Consider the following 15792-nt stretch of genomic DNA (forward strand, 5'->3'; position numbering starts at 1 on the left):
ATCACCATGGCCGATCCCACCACCACTGCCGACCCCGCCGCCGCCCCCGACACCCCCGCCGGCCCGAAGACCGTCGACGCCGGCAAGTGGGCGAACAAGCGGGTCTACCACCGCCTGGTGATCTACACCGTGGGCTGCCACCTCTTCGCCGGGTTCATCATCCTGCTGTTCGAACTGGGCACCCGCAACAAGTAGCCGCCCCCTCCCGCCGGGCGCCCGTCTCCGCCCCCGTCGGAGGCGGGCGTCCTCCTCGCCCGGGGCGGTCAGGCGTCGCGGAGCACCCGGCAGAGGGCCTCCAGGGCGGCCGGGAAGGCGTGCTCCGGCGGGGACGCGTAACCGATCACCAGCGCGGGCCCGGTCTCCTCCGCCGCCCCCGGCGCCGCCGGGTCGGCGCGGTGCCCTTCGAGGCCGCTGAGGGCCAGCCCGGCGGCCTCGGCGCGGGCCAGCAGCTCCGCCTCCGGCGTTGCGCCGGGCGGGAGTTGCAGGACGGCGTGCAGTCCGGCCGCGATGCCGGTGACCTCGACCCGCGGGGCGTGCTCGGCGAGCGCGGCGACCAGCCGGTCGCGGCGGCGCCGGTAGTGCAGCCGGCAGCGCCGCACGTGCCGGTCGTACGTCCCCGAGGTGATCAGCTCGGCCAGGGTCAGCTGGTCCAGCACCGGGGACATGGTGTCCGCCAGCACCTTCAACCGGGCGACCGGTTCGACCAGCGCGTCCGGCAGGGCCAGCCAGGCCAGCCGCAGGCCCGGGGCCAGGCTCTTGGCGGCGGTGCCCGCGTACACCACCCGCTCAGGGTCGAGCGCCTGCATCGCGCCGAGCGGCTGCCGGTCGTAGCGGAACTCGCCGTCGTAGTCGTCCTCGATCACGTACCGGTCCTGCTCGCGCGCCCAGCGCACCGCGGCCGCCCGCCGGTCGGCGGACAGCGGCGCGCCGGTCGGGTACTGGTGGGCGGGGGTGAGGAGAGCGGCGGCGGGGCCGGCGTCCAGCCGGTCGACCAGCGCGCCCTCGCAGTCCAGCGGCAGCGGGGCGGTCACCAGCCCGGCGGCCCGCACCACGGCGTGCTGCGGCGGCAGCCCGTACGCCTCGACCGCGAGCGACCGGGCCCCGCGCTCCTTCAACGCCGCGCACAGCAGGCCCAGGCCCTGCTGGAAGCCGCTGCAGACGAGCAGGTGGTCCGGGTCGGTGCGGACCCCGCGGACCCGGGCCAGGTAGTCGGTCAGCGCCTCGCGCAGTTCGATCCGGCCCAGCGGGCTGCCGTAGCCGAACGCGTCGTGCGGCGCGGTGGCGAGGGCCCGGCGGGCGGCGGCCAGCCAGGCGGTGCGGGGGAACAGCGAGAGGTCGGGCCGCCCGGACATCAGGTCGTGCCGGACGCTCCGCAGCCGCCCCCCGGTGGGCGCGGACCGCGTGCCCCGGGCCGGCACGGCCCGCCGCGCGACGGTGGTCCCCGACCCCTGCCGCGAGCTGAGCCACCCCTCGGCGGCGAGTTGCCCGTACGCCTCGACCACCGTGTTGCGGGCGATCCCGAGGTCCTCCCCGAGCGCCCGTGAGGACGGCAGGCGCGTCCCGGGCGCCAGCCGGCCGTCCTGCACCGCCTCGCGCAGCGCGTCCTCCAGCGCCGCCCGCAGGCCGGCGCCGGCAGCGCGCCGCTCGGTGAGGTCCAGATGCAGATCGCCGCCGAAGGAGGTCCAGGAACCGTTCACGGGCCCCATTCTCGCCTGTCGCGGTGGGTGCCGATGTGCTCGAAGCGGTGGCCGCACTCCTTCGGGTTCGGCAGAATCGGGTGGGGTCGTCGGGGCTGATGGGGTTGAGGGGATCGTCGGGGTGGGCGATCGGTGTCCGTCATCGATCCGACGGTTGTCGAGGCGAGGATGTGACAGATGGGCGAGGAGAACTCCGAAACGGAGCTGCTGGCCGCGCGGTTCGAGGCGGAGCGCCCCCAACTGCGCTCCGTGGCCTACCGGATGTTGGGGTCGGTCGCCGAGGCGGAGGACGCCGTCCAGGAGGCGTGGTTCAAGCTGAGCCGCAGTGACACGGGCGAGCTGCGCAACCCCGGGGCCTGGCTGACCACGGTGGTCGGCCGGATCTGCCTGGACCAGCTGCGCTCCCGGGCCTCCCGGCGGGAGGATCCGCTGCCCGAGCAGGAGGGGCGGGTGCGGCTGCCGGATCCGGTGGTGAGCGGGGCGGCGGCACTGGACCCGGTGCACGGGATCCTGGTCGCGGACTCGGTGGGGATCGCGCTGATGGTGGTGCTGGAGACGCTCTCCCCGGCGGAGCGGGTGGCCTTCGTGCTGCACGACATGTTCGACGTGCCCTTCGACGGGATCGCCGAGGTGCTCGGCCGGACCGCCGCCTCGACCCGCCAACTGGCCAGCCGCGCCCGCCGCCGGGTGCGCGGCGCCACCCCGGCCGGCGACACCGACGACGCGCTCAAGCGCGCGGTGGTGGAGGCCTTCCTGGCCGCCGCCCGGGGCGGGGACTTCGACGCCCTGCTGACGGTGCTGGACCCGGAGGTGGTGGCCCGGTCCGACGGCGGCACGCTGGTGCCGAGCGTGCTGCGCCGGGGCGCGGCCGAGGTCGCCGCCCAGGCGATCGCCTTCGCCCGGTTCGCCGCCGACGGACGCCTGGTGCTGGTCAACGGCTCGCCCGGAGTGGTGTCCTTCGCCGGGGGCCGTCCGCTGTCGGTCATGTCCTTCACCATCCACCGCGGCCGGGTCACCGGACTGGACATCCTCACCGACCCGGCCCGGCTGGCCGGCCTGGGGCTCGGCGCCTGAGCCGCGTCCGGCAACTCGCCCGGGCCGTACGGCAGCTCGCCGCACGGCCCGGGGGCCCTCCGGGCCGGCCGTCGGTCAGCCCAGACCGCCGGTCGCGCGGAGGTTCTGCCCGGTGATCCAGCGGGCGTCCGGCCCGGCCAGGAAGGCGACCACGTCGGCGATGTCCTCGGGCTGTCCGAGCCGGCGCAGCGGGGTCATCCCCGCGACCCGGTCGAGCGCCTCGGGCGGGTTGGTGGCGCGCAGCAGGTCGGTGTCGGTGGCGCCGGGGGAGACGGTGTTGACGGTGATGCCGCGCGGGCCGAGTTCGGCCGCGGCGACGGCGGTGAGCTGCTCGACGGCGCCCTTGCTGGCGGCGTACGCGGCGATGCCGGGGACGGGGCGCGCGGTGTTCACGCTGGAGATGTTGACGATCCGTCCGCCGTCGCGCATCCGGCGGGCCGCGTAGCGGACGGTGGCGAACACGGCGCGGGTGTTGACGGCCAGCACGGCGTCGAAGGCCGTGTCGTCGAGGTCCGCCAGCGGGGTGGGGGTGAAGGAGCGCGCGGCGTTGTTCACCAGGATGTCCAGCCCGCCGAGCCGTTCCTCGGCCGTGGCCATCAGCCGCTCGGCGGCGCCCGGCTCGCCGAGGTCGGCCGGTACGGCCCAGGCGCGCCCGCCGCCCGCCGCGACCGCGTCGACCACCGTCTCCGCGGCCGCCCGGTCGGTGGCGTAGCCGAGGACGACGTCCGCGCCCTCGCGCGCCAGCCGCTCGACGATCGCCCGTCCGATGCCCCGCGAGCCGCCCGTGACGACCGCCGCCCTGCCCTCGGCCGCCCTGCGCACCTGTCCTGCCACCGTTCCTCCACCATGAAGTCGCCTGTCCTGCCGGTGACATGGTCGCCGAGGCGGCCGTTCGGCGCGCGGGATTTCCTGCGGGACGGGCGGGCGGGTGCCGTAGGCGCGTGGGGGCAGATCGAGAGGTGGGCTCAGATCGAGAGGTAGACGGCGCTGCCGAGGCCGGCCAGGAAGCAGTACACCGCGAACGGGGTCAGGCTGCGGGTCTCGAAGTACTTGGTGAGGAAGCGCACCGAGACGTAGCCGGCCACGAAGGCGGCGACGCTGCCGGCCGCGACCGGGCCGAGCACGGAGGAGTTCTCCGGCTTGAACAGCTCGGGCACCTTCAACACCGAGGCGGCCAGGATGACCGGGGTGGCGAGCAGGAAGGAGAACCGGGCGGCGTCCTCGTGGTGCAGTCCGCGCAGGATGCCGGCGCTCATGGTGACGCCGGAGCGGCTGATGCCGGGGAACAGCGCGAGGATCTGGGCGGCGCCGATCCAGGCGCCCTGGCCGTAGCCGAGCCTGGTCAGCCGGACGTCGGAGGCGGTCGCCGGGGCGAGGCCGGGCTCGTCGACAGGGGCGGCGTACCCGGCCCGACGGCGGCCGCTGCCGCCGCGCTTGAGCCGTTCGGCGCCGAGCAGCACCAGGCCGTTGAGGGCGAGGAAGACGGCGGCGGGCAGCGGCTTGCCGAGGGCGTGCCGCAGGGCCTTCTCCAGGACGAGTCCGGCCACGCCGACCGGGATGGTGGAGATGATGAGCAGCCAGGTGAGCTTCTCGTCCCGGGTCTGCACCCGGCGGTGCCGGATCGAGCTGACCAGACCGCTGACCACCCGGACCCAGTCCCGTCGGAAGAACACCACCAGGGCGAGCGCGGTGGCGAGGTGCAGGGCGACCAGCGCGGCGAGGTAGGGGGAGCCGTCGGCGGTCATGTCGAGGTCCTGCTGGATCTTCCCGCCGAGCACGGCCGGGAGCAGGATGCTGTGGCCCAGGCTGGAGACCGGGAAGAGTTCCGTCACACCCTGCAGCAGGCCGACGCCTATCGCTTCCGGGTAGGTCAGGGTGGACATCGCGCACCTTCGCTCGGGGGTCGGCGGCCGCCCGATCGCGGTGGCCACCGCGAAGCTACTACGGGCATGTAGACGCCTGGCAGGCCCGCTCCCAGAAGTTCATCGAGCGTATGTCCGGGCGTCACCGGGGCCCGCTCCACCCGAACAGCGCGCCGACCACGGTGCCCAGCAGACTGCCGAACGGCACGCTCCGGTGCACGGCGGCGCCGAGCAGCAGACCGGCAGTCGCGGCCAGCGGGACACCCAGCAGCGGCAGGGCGACGGCCAGCAGGGCGGACAGGCGGGGCGGGCGGTCCATCGGGCGCCTCCTTCGGGGGCGAGGGGTCGACGGAGCCCTACGATGCAGCCTCCCGCAGCGTCAGCTTCAAGTCCCTTTCCGGGACTTGGCGCGGACGTCCGTCTGACGCGGACGTCCGTACCGGCCGGATGGGGCGGCCGGGACGGACGTACGTCTCGGCCGGACGTGCGTCTCGATCGGACGTCCGACCGAGACGCACGTCCGTCCCGTTCAGACCTCCACCCGCCGCCACCCCGACCCGTCGGCGGGCACCGGGGCGGTCGCGAAGTCGTAGCGCAGCAGGTCCGGCCCGAGCGCCAGCAGGGAGATCGAGGAGGAGCCCCAGATCCGCCCGTCGCCGAAGTCCCGGCGCTGGATCAGCGCGGCGTCCTCGTCCGGCGCCAGCCCGTCGCCGGTGACGACCGGCAGCCAGCCGCCCCAGGCCCGTTCGGTCGGGCCGTCGGCGGTCGGGGTGGGTCGGGGTTCGGCGCGGAACCGGGCCCGGAAGTGGTCGGCGCGGGCGGCCATCAGCGAGCGGATCCGCTCGGAGGCGGTGCGGTTGGCGGCCATCCCCTCCAGCCCGTCGTTGAGCACCACGCTGAGCCCGGTGGGCAGTTCGTGCTCGGCGAGCCGGCCGCCGCCCCAACTGGTGACCCGGGCGCCGTCGGGGCGGACCTGGACGAGGTGGAAGGGGTCGTACGGGGTGAGGTCGAGGTGGCCGATCCCGCCCTCGCGGACGGCGGTGAGCGGGAGTTCGCCGCGACTGAGCCTGCGGTCGGCGCGGGCGAGCGGGCCGAAGCCGTTCAGCAGGCAGGCGGCGGTGCGCCGGGTCGGGTCGACGGCCAGCCAGGTGCCGCCGGCCGCGAGGTCCAGTCCGCCGAGCAGTTCGGGCCGCTGCGGCCAGTGGTGGTCCGGCGGCAGCCAGGCCCGGCCGAGGTACTCGTCCCGGACGGAGAGCAGCAGCACCGGGACCGCCGCCTCCGGCTCGATGCTGATGAACGCCGTGCACACGGTCCCGTCCCTCTGGTCCGATCTGCCGGTCCGATTCGCCGGTCCGATCCGCTGGTCCGATCCGCTCCGAAGATGCGAAGATCCACCAGCGATCCTCGCACGCCCGTTCGTGTGCCGGAAGTGGCCCAAGGATCCGGGCGGCGAATGCACCAGTGGCGGGGGCCAGTCGGCTCCTAGGCTGGCGACCGTGACGACGAACGAGACTGAGACGCACCGGACCGACGGCGCCGTGCCCGCCCCCGAGCTGCGCCTGCAACTGGGCCGGCTCGCCCCCGAGTTCTACCAGGCCATGACCGCCGTGGACCGGGCCTCCCGGCAGGGCCTGGACCCGGTCCTCGCGGAGCTGGTCAAGGTGCACGCCTCGATGATCAACGGCTGCGCCTTCTGCATCGACATGCACGCCACCGACGCCCGCAAGAACGGCGAGCAGGACCACCGCCTGGTCTCCCTCCCGGCCTGGCGCGAGACCCCCTGGTTCACCGCCCGCGAGCGCGCCGCCCTCGCCCTCACCGAGTCGATCACCCTGCTCACCCAGGGGCACGTGCCGGACGCCGTGTACGCCGAGGCCGCCGCACACTTCGAGCAGGCCGAACTGGCCCAGCTGATCGCGCTGATCGCCACCATCAACGCCTGGAACCGGATCGGCGTGTCCACCCGCATGAGCCCGGCCGCGAAGTGAGCGGGGCCGCCATGACCACCCAGCAGGAGAAGGCCCGGCTGCTCCGGGAACTGCACCGCCCGGGCGAGCCGCTGGTGCTGGCCAACGTGTGGGACGCGGCGAGTGCCCGGCTGGTGGCCGGTGCCGGGGCACGGGCGCTGGCGACGGCCAGCGCCAGCGTGTCCTGGTCGCTCGGCAGTCCGGACGGCGGCGGCGCCGACCGGGACCAGGTGCTGGCGCGTACCGCCGAGGTGGTCCGCTCGGTCGACCTGCCGGTCACCGCGGACCTGGAGAGCGGCTACGCGGACACCGCGGCCGGGGTCGGCGCGACCGTCACCGCGCTGCTCGCCACCGGCGCGGTCGGGGTGAACCTGGAGGACGCGGACCACACCCCGGAGCAGGCCGCGGAGCGGGTCGCGGCGGCCCGGGCGGCGGCCGACGCGGCCGGCGTCCCGCTGTTCCTGAACGCCCGGACCGATGTCTTCCTGCACGGCCTGGGCGAGCCGGAGGGCCGGCTGGACGAGGCGGTCCGCCGGCTGCGGGCGTACGTCGAGGCGGGCGCGGACGGCGTGTTCGTCCCCGGCGTCGCCGACCCGGAGACCGTCGCGGCCCTGGTCGCGGCCGTCCCGGCCCCGCTGAACGTGCTGGCGGCGCCGGGCGCACCCACCGTCGCCGAGCTGGCGAAGCTGGGCGTGGCCCGGATCAGCCTGGGCCCGGGCCTGGCCAAGGTGGCCTACGCGGCGGTGCGCCGGGCGGCCGAAGAGGTGTACGGGAGCGGCACGTACGCCTCCCTGGACGGCGGGCTGACCTATCCGGAGCTCAACGGCCTGTTCACGGGCTGAGCCCCGGGAGCGGGCATGGAGACAGGAGCGGGCGGCGGACCGGACGGGGGTCGGTCGGCCGCCCGCTCCACCGTCGGTCCGGGCGGCCCCGGGGCGGGGGCGGCCCCGGGGTGACGGGTGGGTCAGCCGATCTGCCCGCTGAGCCCCGGGTGGGACATCTGGTTGGTGCCGATGGCCTCCACCTCGTCGGCCGTGTGCCCGACCACCGGGAGCTTGCCCGCGGTCTGCAGGGCGAGGTCGGCGGGGGAGAGGTTGAGACCGTCGGTGAGACCGCCGGTGGCGTCCGGCGAGCTGGCGACCTGGCTGGCGGCGGAGGCCGCCGGGGCGGCGAGGGCGAGGCCCGCCATGGTGAGGGCGGCGAGGGTGGCGAGTTTCTTCATGCCCTGCCGAACGACCGGGCCGCCCTCAGGTAACCGGGTGGCGGCAACCGTCACCCCCGCCGCCGTGTCCGCCCCTCGGCGCACGCACCCGTCCTGCGGGTCACGCCCCCGCCCTACGGATCACGCCCCCGCACCCCGGACCGTCACCCGCAGCGTCCGCACGCTGTTGCTCACGAACGAGCCGATCGGCTCCGGCCGTTCGCCCTCCGCCAGGGCCAGCGCCGGGAACCGTGCGAACAGGTGCCGCAGTGCCGTCTCCGCCTCCAGCCGGGCCAGCCCCGAGCCGAGGCAGAAGTGCGGGCCGTGCCCGAGTGACAGGTGCCGGGCGGGCTGCCGGGTGAGGTCGAAGCGGTCGGCGTCCGGGTAGTGCCCGGCGTCGCGCCCGGCCGCGGCGTACGAGGCGAGCAGGGCCTCGCCGCGGCGGATCACCACGTCGCCGACCTCGATGTCCTCGCTCGCGTAGCGCAGCGGGAACTGGCCGACCGGCGAGTCGTGGCGCAGGGTCTCCTCCACCACCGCGGACCACGGCTGCGCGCCGTCCAGCACCAGCCGCAGCTGGTCGGGGTGGGCGAGCAGGGCCCGGACCGCGTTGGTGATCAGGTTGAGCGTGGTCTCGTGCCCGGCCACCAGCATCAGCAGCAGGGTGCCGACGAGTTCGGCCTCACTGAGCCCCTGCCCGCCCCCGTCCCCGCTCCCGGCCTCGCGGACGGCGATCAGGTCGGTGGTCAGGTCGTCCCCGGGCCGGGCCCGCTTGGCGGCGACCACCGAGGCCAGCAGCGCGTTGAGGTCCCGCTGGGCGGCGAGCGCCGCCTCGGGGGTGGCCGAGCTGGAGACCAGGGTGTCGGAGAGGTGGTGCAGTTCGTCCTGCTGTTCCGCCGCGAGACCGAGGAGCTCGCCGATCACCTGCATCGGCAGCGGGTAGGCGAAGTGCTCGCGCAGGTCGAACTCGCCCTCCAGACCGGCGATCCGGTCGAGCAGCGCGACGGTCCGGGCCTCGATCGCGGGGGCCAGCGCGGCGGTTCGGCGCGGGGTGAAGGCCTGGCTGACCAGCCCGCGCAGCCGCCGGTGGTCCTCGCCGTCGGCGGTGATCATGCCGGGCACCGTGACGAAGTTGAGCAGCGGCCAGCCGTGCGGCAGCCGGCCCTCCCGGAAGAGGGTCCACAGCTGGGGGTTCTTGCCGACCCGGGGGTCGGCGAGCAGTGCCTGGAGGGTGTCGTGGTGGGTTATCGCCCAGACCACCACCCCGCCAGGGAGCTCCACCAGGACGGCCGGGCCGGCTGCCCGGAGCCGGGCGTTCTCGCCGTGCTGGTCGCGTCCGTAGGGGTCGAGCCGGACGGGCTCGGGGCGGGGGCCGCGGGGGTCGTCGACGGTGTCCATGCGGGCCTCTCGGGGGCTGGCGGGCGGGGCGGGGTGAAGGCGCTGTAGAGCACCGGGAGGGCGACCAGGGCCCGCGACCACGGGGACGGCCGCCAGGCCAACTCGCCGGGTGGTACGGCCAGTTGGAGGTCCGGAAGACGGTGCAGCAGGGTCTCGATCGCGGTCTCGACGATGATCCGGGCCGGGTGCTGGGCCGGGCAGACGTGCCGGCCCGCGCCCCAGGCGAGGTGGGCCCGGTTGCCGCCGAGCGAGCCCTGGGCGGCCGAGGAGGCGCCCTGGGCGGCCGGGTCGGCGTTGGCCGCGGCCAGGCCGAGCACCAGCATGTCGCCCTTGTTGATGTACTGGCCGCCGAGGACGGTGTCGCCGGTGGCCCAGCGGCCGGGGAAGTTCTGGGTCGGCGGGTCGCGCCAGAGCACCTCCTCCAGCGCGTCGGAGACGGTCAGCCGCCCGCCGGTCAGGGTGGCCCGGAAGCGGCGGTCGGTGAGCAGCAGCCGCAGCGTGTTGCCGATCCAGTTGATGCAGGTCTCGTTGCCCGCGACCATCATCACCACCAGGTGGTGCACCGCCTCCTCGTCGGTCAGCGCGGCCGGGTGGGCGAGCAGCCAGGAGGTGAGGTCGGCGCTGGGCGCGGTGCGGCGCTGCCGGACCAGTTCGGTCAGGGTGTTCTGGAACTCCCCGGCGGCGCGCACCGATTCGGGCCCGCTGTCGACGAAGTGGCTGATCAGCTCGATCATCCGGGGCCCGCTGCCGGTGGGCAGGCCGACCAGCTGGGTGGAGACCAGCAGCGGCAGGGCGCGGGCGTACTGGCCGATCAGGTCGGCGGTGCCGTCCGGGCCCCAGCTGTCGATCAGGCCGTTGGCGGCGGCCTCGGTGGTCTCGCGCAGCTGCCGGTGGTCGATCTGGGCCAGGGTGTCCGAGACGGCGGCGCGCAGCCGCTGGTGCTCGGCGCCGTCCAGGTTGAGCAGGGTGGGCCGCCAGGCGGTCATCGGCTGCAGCCGGGAGTCGGCGGCCAGCCGGCCCTCGGCGGGCACCCGCCACTGCCGCGAGTCCTTGGAGAACAGCGCCTCGTTGCGGGTGAGTTCGAGCAGTTCGGCGTAGCCGAGGACGAGCCAGGCCTCCACCCCGGGCTCCAGCTCGATCGGCGCGACCGGGCCGTGGCGCTCGCGCAGCCGGGCGTACAGGCCGTGCGGGTCGTCGGCGACGGCCTGCCCGTGCAGCGGGGTGAGCGGGACGCCGACCGGCAGCCCGGCACCGGGCGGGGCGCCGTACGGGGCTCCGGTCCCGTACGGGCCGCCGACGCCGTACGGGCCGCCCGCGCCGTACGGGCCGCCGGTGCCCTGCGGCCCGCCGGCGCCGTGCGCGACCGGGCAGCCGGAGGGCCGCGGGGGCTCGGGGGCGGTCACGGCTGGAGCTCCAGCAGCGAGCTGCGGTGCAGGTGGTCGACGAAGTCGATCAGCAGGTCGTAGGACTGCCGCCGGTCCCGGGCGTCGCAGTACAGGATCGGCACCTCCGGCAGCAGGTCCAGCGCGGTGCGCAGCTCCTCCTCCGGGTAACTCGGCGTGTCCGGGAAGGTGTTGACGGCCACCGCGAAGGGGATGCGCTGCTCCTCCAGCCGGCCGAGCACGTCGAAGCTCTCGTCCGGCCGGCGCAGGTCGACCATCGCGATGGCGCCGAGCGCGCCGCGCGACAGGTCGTCCCACAGCGGCCAGAAGCGCTGCTGCCCGGGCGTGCCGAACAGGTACAGCGCGAGCCGGGAGTTGAGCGTGATCCGGCCGAAGTCCAGCGCGACCGTGGTGGTGGTCTTGCCGCTGCGCCCGGTGAGGTCGTCCACGCCGCTGCTGGCGGCGGTCATGGTCTCCTCGGTGCGCAGCGGGGTGATCTCGCTGAGCGAGCCGACCAGGGTGGTCTTGCCGACCCCGAACGGGCCGGTGACCAGGATCTTCACCGCGCCCTGCACCGAGGACGGCAGGTACTGCGGTCCGGCCGGCGCGTCGGCGGGGGCTTCAGCGGAGTTGGCGGAGGCCAACGAGCACCTCTTCCAGGAGGGTTGTGGGCAGGCGTTCGGCCTGCGGGACGGGCGGGAGCACCTGCACGGCGCCGAGGTCCCAGAGGTCGCCGACCAGCACCTTGACGACGCCGAGCGGCAGCCCCAGGTGGGCCGCCACCTCGGCGACGGACAGCAGGCTGTGGCAGAGTCCGAGGATGCGCCGGTGCTCCCGGTTGAGCAGGACGTGCTCGGGCAGTGCCGGGGGATCGGCCGGCCCTGACGGTCCGGGCAGGGCGCTGACCAGGCTCTCGATCGCCAGGTCGGCGCGGGTGGGGCGGCTGCGCCCACCGGTGATGACGTAGGGCCGTACCGGCCCGTTCACCGGTGGCCCCCCGCCGCGTGATCGACACGCGGCGGGCTGGTGAGGTGGGTGCCGATCCGCTCGACCAGGACCTGCATCTGGTACGCGACCAGCCCGGCGTCGACCGCCTCGCTGGTGACCACGGCCAGGTGGGCGCCGGCCCCGGCGGCGACGATGAACAGGTAGCCGCCGCCGTACTCGATGATGATCTGGCGGGTGGCGCTGCCGGGGCCGCCGAAGCCCGTCGCGACGCCGCGGGCCAGCGACTGGAGTCCGGAGCAGGCGGCGGCGAGCCGTTCGGCGTCCTCCCGGGCGATGTCGGCGCTGCGGCCGATCTCCAGACCGTCGTTGGAGACGACGACGGCGTGCTGGACCTGGGGGACGGCGATGATGTCGGCGAGCAGCCAGCCGAGATCGGGGGTGGTGGTCATGGAACTCTCCGGGGCGATGGGGAAGTCGGGGGGAGGTCGGGGGAGCGGGACGGGAGCGGGTTCAGTGCGGGCCGGGCGGGCCCTGGGCCCGGGTGCGGGCGGCCGACCGGCCGCTGGCGGTCCCGGCCTGGAACATCGCCATGAACGCCTGGGCGTCCCGGGCCGAGCGGTACGGCGGCTCGGGCGGCGGCGGGGGAGCGGCGTGCTGGGCGGGCCGGTCGGCGCGGTCGCGCCGGTGGCTCCGGCGGGGCAGCGGCGGAGGGGTGTCGGCGGCCGGGGCCCGGCGGGTGGGCGGGGCCTCCACCAGCGGGTGGGCGGCGCCGGGGTGGTCGGGGCCCCCGGTCGGCCGGGGGTCGGGGGTGAACGCCCGGTCGTCCGGCCCGAGTCCGGGCACGGTGGGCGGCAGCGGCTCGGTGAGCAGGGCGTTCGGCAGCAGCACGACCACGCGCACGCCGCCGTACGGGGAGGGCGCCGAACTGAGGGTGACCCGGAACCCGTAGCTCTCGGCGAGCCGGCCGACGGCGGCGAGCCCCAGCTGCGGCACCTCGCCGAGCCGGGAGACCTCCAGGCTGCTGCCCCCGGCGAGGGCGGCGGCGGCCTTGGCGACGGCCTGTTCCGGCATGCCGACGCCGCCGTCGTCGATCTCGATGACCGCGCCGTTGTGCACCGGCATCAGGGTGACGAACACCTGGGTACTGGGCGGGGAGTAGCGGGTCGCGTTGTCCAGCAGTTCGGCGATGGCGTGGATCAGCGCCTCGGCGGCCGCGCCGACCACCGCGGTCTCGATCCGGCTGCGGACGACCACCCGCTGGAACGGCAGGATCCGCGACTGGGCGCCGCGCACCACGTCCTCCAGCGACACCGGCTCCGGCCAGTGCCGCCCGGCCCGGGCGCCGCACAGCACGGCCAGGGTCTGGGCCAGCCGGGCCTGTTGGGCGGCGGCGTGGTCGGCCTTGAGCAGGCCCTCCAGCAGCGCCGGGTCGTCGTGGGTGCGCTCCATCTCGTCGAGCAGGGCCTGCTGGTCGTGGGCCATGACGAGGATCCGGCGGGCGACGCTGAGGAAGGCCCGCTGGCTGGAGGCGGTGAGTTCCTGCTCCTGCTGGACGGCGGCCAGGTCGGCGCCCCGGCGGGAGAGTTCGGCGGTCAGCTGTTCCTGGAGCCGGGCGAGTTCGCCCGCCAGCCGGTCGGCCCGGCCGCGCTGGGTGACGGACACGGCGCGGTACCGCGCGGCGGCCACGAGGGCGAGGACGGCGAGCACGCCGGTAGCCGTTGCGCACCACTGAGTCATCGTCACGCCGCGAATTCTAGGGCGATGATCCTACGAAGGTGTGAACGGATCTCGCCATGTGACCGGATCTCGTCAATATCGAGTCAATACGCCGCCGTTCCCACGTCGTTCGACCGCGATCGCGGGGCCCTGACAAGCCGTCCGATCGTTCGTCCAGGGTCTTTCGACCCCCCTCGACGTGACGCGTGGTGGCCGGTTCGCGTCCCGGGATGTGTGGGGCTGGTGTGCACGGTGTCGCCGAACCGGCGGCGTCCGGTGCAGGAGCCCGCCGTCAGGCGCCGGGCGGCATCCGGTGCAGGAGCAGCAGCGCCACGTCGTCCGGCCGGGAACGGCGCTCGGTCACGTTCAGGGTGAGCAGGTCGGCCAGCCGCTCCAGCGCGGGGGCCGCGCCGATCCGCTCCGGGCCGGTCTGGCGGGCCCACAGCTCCAGCCCGCCGATCATCCGGTGCACCGACTCGTCGTAGTCCTCCTCGCGGTCCTCGACCAGTCCGTCCGTGTAGGCCAGCAGGGTCTCGCCGCCCGCCAGCCGGGCGGTGGCCAGCGGGTACGGCTGCCCCGGGTCCACGCCCAGCGGCGGGCCGCCCGGCAGCTCCAGCTCGACGGCCGTGGCGTCGGCGGCGATCCGCACCGGCGCCGGGTGCCCGGCCCGGGCCGCGGTCAGGCTGCCGTCGGCCGGGTCCAGGGTCAGGTAGAGGCAGGTCGCGAACAGCTCGGTGTCCAGCTCGGTCAGCAGCCGGCTGGTCCGGGCCAGGGTCGCCGCCGGGTCGTGCCCGTCCGTGGCGTACGCCCGCAGGCCACTGCGCAGCTGGCCCATCACGGCGGTCGCCTCCGCGTTGTGGCCCTGCACGTCGCCGATCACCAGCCCGATCCGGCCGTCCGGCAGTTTCAGCAGGTCGTACCAGTCGCCGCCGATCTGCATGCCCTCGGTGCTCGGCAGGTAGCGGGCCGCGCTGGCGATCCCCGGCAGCCGGGGCAGGGTGCGCGGGAGCATCGCGCGCTGCAGTTCGCCGGCCCGGTGGTGGTGGGTGTCGTACAGCCGGGCCCGCTCCAGGGACTGCGCGAGGATGCCGGCGAAGGTCGAGTACAGGGTGCGGTCCGCGCGGCTGAACGCGCGCTCGGTGGTGAAGGTGATCAGGCAGGAGCCGACCTGCCGGCCGGAGGCGACCAGCGGCAGCACCGCCCAGGCGGCCGGGGCGTCCGCCCGCACCGGCCCGGCCCCGGGCTCGCTGAACAGCGGGGCCGAGCGGGCCAGCGAGTGCTGCATCACCTGCTCCGAGAGGTCCGCCAGCCGGGTCAGCTCGGCCCGGCGCGGTCCGCCGTACACGGTGTGCGAGACCGGCAGCAGCCGGCCCTCGTCCACCAGGTCCAGCACGATGCTGGCGGCGCCGAGTGCCGGACGGGCCACATCGGTGACGGCGGCGGTGACGTCCCGGACGGTCACCGCCCGGGACAGCGCCCGGGTCAGCGACAGCAGCAGCGCCGTCCGGGCCCCGGCCGGGTCGTGCGGCGGCTCGGCGTCCCGGGCCCGGCGGTGCTCCACGTCGGCGAGCAGCCCGGCCATCCGCACCGGGCGGCCGTGCACGTCCAGCATCACCTCGCCGGACTCCTCGACCCGGGCGGCCTTCCCGCCCCGGCGCAGCACCCGGTAGCCGATCCGGTAGCGGCCCCCGCTCGCCAGCGCCTCCGCCAGGGCCGCCTGCACGTCCGGCAGGTCCTCGGGGTGGACGATCCGCTCCAGCTCCGGGGCGGCCCCGTCCGGGTCGACTGGCCGGCCGGCCACCGCGAAGGCGGCCGCGTCCCAGTAGCTCTCCCCGGTGACCAGATCGCGCTCGAAGGCGCCGTGCCCGGCGGCCCGCACCGCGAGCGACAGCAGCGGGTGGGCCAGGGCGGCGTCCGGGGAGCCGTCCGGGGCGGCGGAGGTCCGCTCCCGGGGCCGGTCGGCGGTGTGGTCGAGGACGTGGTCCAGCAGGTGGTGCAGCCGGTGGGCGCAGGCCCCGGCGATCGTCTCCAGCACGTCCAGGTCGCGCCCCGGGACGGTGCCCCGGTGCGCCAGGGCGAGGGCCAGCACGCCGATCGGCCGCTCGTCCACCACCAGTGGCAGGCTGACCACGGCGACCATCCCGGTGCCCATCCCGGCGTTCCGGTTCGGGTAGTCGACGCTGGTGTGCTCCGGGCTGAGCAGGTACGGGCGGCGCAGCCGCAGCGCCATCGCGGCGGGCAGCTCGCCGGCCGGGTCGACCAGGCCGTAGCGCTCGTGCGCCCAGTCCGGCAGCCCGTGCGAGGCGGTCAGCCGGAGCATCCCGGCGGGGTCCAGCAGGTACAGCGCGGAGCCCTCGCCGGTGATCCAGTTCGGGCCCTCGGCGAGGACGGTGCCGAGCAGCTCGGCGGCGCTGGTGCAGCCGAGCAGCAGGCGCACGCAGCGCATCGGGCTGCGGGCGGCCGGGCTGCCGGCCGGCGTCCGGCTCTCGTCCTCGGGGATGGGCACTGAATCTTCATACCCCATTTCCACAGTCGGTGGCCGGAGTC

Annotated in this window: 16 protein-coding genes; 4 read left to right on the forward strand and 12 right to left on the reverse strand. The window is 75.5% G+C overall.

Annotated features, from left to right (window positions below; genetic code table 11):
* The first annotated feature begins 6 nt into the window (after positions 1–6).
* The gene (locus ACZ58X_RS31575; protein ID WP_470336991.1) at positions 7–195 is read left to right on the forward strand and encodes a DUF6126 family protein; all 189 of its coding nucleotides are present in this window, start codon (positions 7–9) and stop codon (positions 193–195) included.
* Between the two features lie 68 nt (positions 196–263).
* Here ACZ58X_RS31575 and pdxR read toward each other — a convergent pair whose 3' ends face one another.
* Positions 264–1697 carry a MocR-like pyridoxine biosynthesis transcription factor PdxR gene (gene pdxR / locus ACZ58X_RS31580; protein WP_470336992.1) on the reverse strand — a complete coding sequence of 478 codons (1434 nt, stop codon included), beginning with the start codon at positions 1695–1697 and terminating at the stop codon, positions 264–266.
* A 177-nt stretch (positions 1698–1874) separates the two neighbouring features.
* Here pdxR and ACZ58X_RS31585 point away from each other — a divergent pair, with 177 nt between their 5' ends.
* Positions 1875–2771 (forward strand): sigma-70 family RNA polymerase sigma factor, encoded by an 897-nt coding sequence (locus tag ACZ58X_RS31585; RefSeq protein ID WP_470336993.1) that lies wholly within the window; start codon positions 1875–1877, stop codon positions 2769–2771.
* 75 nt (positions 2772–2846) lie between these two features.
* Here ACZ58X_RS31585 and ACZ58X_RS31590 read toward each other — a convergent pair whose 3' ends face one another.
* From ACZ58X_RS31590 to ACZ58X_RS31605, 4 genes are all read right to left on the reverse strand, one after another.
* Positions 2847–3605 (reverse strand): glucose 1-dehydrogenase, encoded by a 759-nt coding sequence (locus tag ACZ58X_RS31590; protein ID WP_470336994.1) that lies wholly within the window; start codon positions 3603–3605, stop codon positions 2847–2849.
* Between the two features lie 131 nt (positions 3606–3736).
* Positions 3737–4654 carry an undecaprenyl-diphosphate phosphatase gene (locus ACZ58X_RS31595; protein ID WP_470336995.1) on the reverse strand — a complete coding sequence of 306 codons (918 nt, stop codon included), beginning with the start codon at positions 4652–4654 and terminating at the stop codon, positions 3737–3739.
* Positions 4655–4775: 121 nt separating this feature from the next.
* On the reverse strand, positions 4776–4952 hold the full coding sequence (locus tag ACZ58X_RS31600) for a hypothetical protein (RefSeq protein WP_470336996.1): 177 nt from the start codon (positions 4950–4952) through the stop codon (positions 4776–4778).
* Positions 4953–5162: 210 nt separating this feature from the next.
* Positions 5163–5942, reverse strand: a complete 780-nt coding sequence (locus ACZ58X_RS31605) for an NRDE family protein (protein WP_470336997.1) — start codon at positions 5940–5942, stop codon at positions 5163–5165.
* A 187-nt stretch (positions 5943–6129) separates the two neighbouring features.
* Between ACZ58X_RS31605 and ACZ58X_RS31610 the strand changes: the two genes are divergently transcribed.
* The gene (locus ACZ58X_RS31610; RefSeq protein WP_470336998.1) at positions 6130–6621 is read left to right on the forward strand and encodes a carboxymuconolactone decarboxylase family protein; all 492 of its coding nucleotides are present in this window, start codon (positions 6130–6132) and stop codon (positions 6619–6621) included.
* Positions 6622–6632: 11 nt separating this feature from the next.
* Complete coding sequence (locus tag ACZ58X_RS31615) at positions 6633–7442, forward strand: isocitrate lyase/PEP mutase family protein (protein WP_470336999.1); 810 nt, start codon at positions 6633–6635, stop codon at positions 7440–7442.
* Positions 7443–7564: 122 nt separating this feature from the next.
* Here the strand turns inward: ACZ58X_RS31615 and ACZ58X_RS31620 are convergent, their stop codons facing one another.
* The 7 genes from ACZ58X_RS31620 to ACZ58X_RS31650 form a co-directional block, all read right to left on the reverse strand.
* A complete protein-coding gene (locus tag ACZ58X_RS31620; RefSeq protein ID WP_470337000.1) occupies positions 7565–7822 on the reverse strand; it encodes a hypothetical protein in 258 nt (85 codons plus the stop codon).
* Positions 7823–7942: 120 nt separating this feature from the next.
* Positions 7943–9199 carry a cytochrome P450 family protein gene (locus ACZ58X_RS31625; protein WP_470337001.1) on the reverse strand — a complete coding sequence of 419 codons (1257 nt, stop codon included), beginning with the start codon at positions 9197–9199 and terminating at the stop codon, positions 7943–7945.
* 1399 nt (positions 9200–10598) lie between these two features.
* On the reverse strand, positions 10599–11225 hold the full coding sequence (locus ACZ58X_RS31630; protein ID WP_470337002.1) for a GTP-binding protein: 627 nt from the start codon (positions 11223–11225) through the stop codon (positions 10599–10601).
* A complete protein-coding gene (locus ACZ58X_RS31635; RefSeq protein WP_470337003.1) occupies positions 11203–11568 on the reverse strand; it encodes a DUF742 domain-containing protein in 366 nt (121 codons plus the stop codon). Before ACZ58X_RS31635 ends, ACZ58X_RS31630 begins: the two co-directional genes overlap by 23 nt.
* Positions 11565–11978: a roadblock/LC7 domain-containing protein gene (locus ACZ58X_RS31640; RefSeq protein ID WP_470337004.1), complete on the reverse strand. Its 414-nt coding sequence runs from the start codon at positions 11976–11978 to the stop codon at positions 11565–11567. Before ACZ58X_RS31640 ends, ACZ58X_RS31635 begins: the two co-directional genes overlap by 4 nt.
* Positions 11979–12039: 61 nt before the next feature.
* Positions 12040–13266 (reverse strand): sensor histidine kinase, encoded by a 1227-nt coding sequence (locus ACZ58X_RS31645; protein ID WP_470337022.1) that lies wholly within the window; start codon positions 13264–13266, stop codon positions 12040–12042.
* A gap of 271 nt (positions 13267–13537) precedes the next feature.
* On the reverse strand, positions 13538–15751 hold the full coding sequence (locus ACZ58X_RS31650) for a SpoIIE family protein phosphatase (protein ID WP_470337005.1): 2214 nt from the start codon (positions 15749–15751) through the stop codon (positions 13538–13540).
* Positions 15752–15792: the final 41 nt, after the last annotated feature.

It is taken from the genome of Kitasatospora sp. NPDC040550, assembly GCF_055594965.1.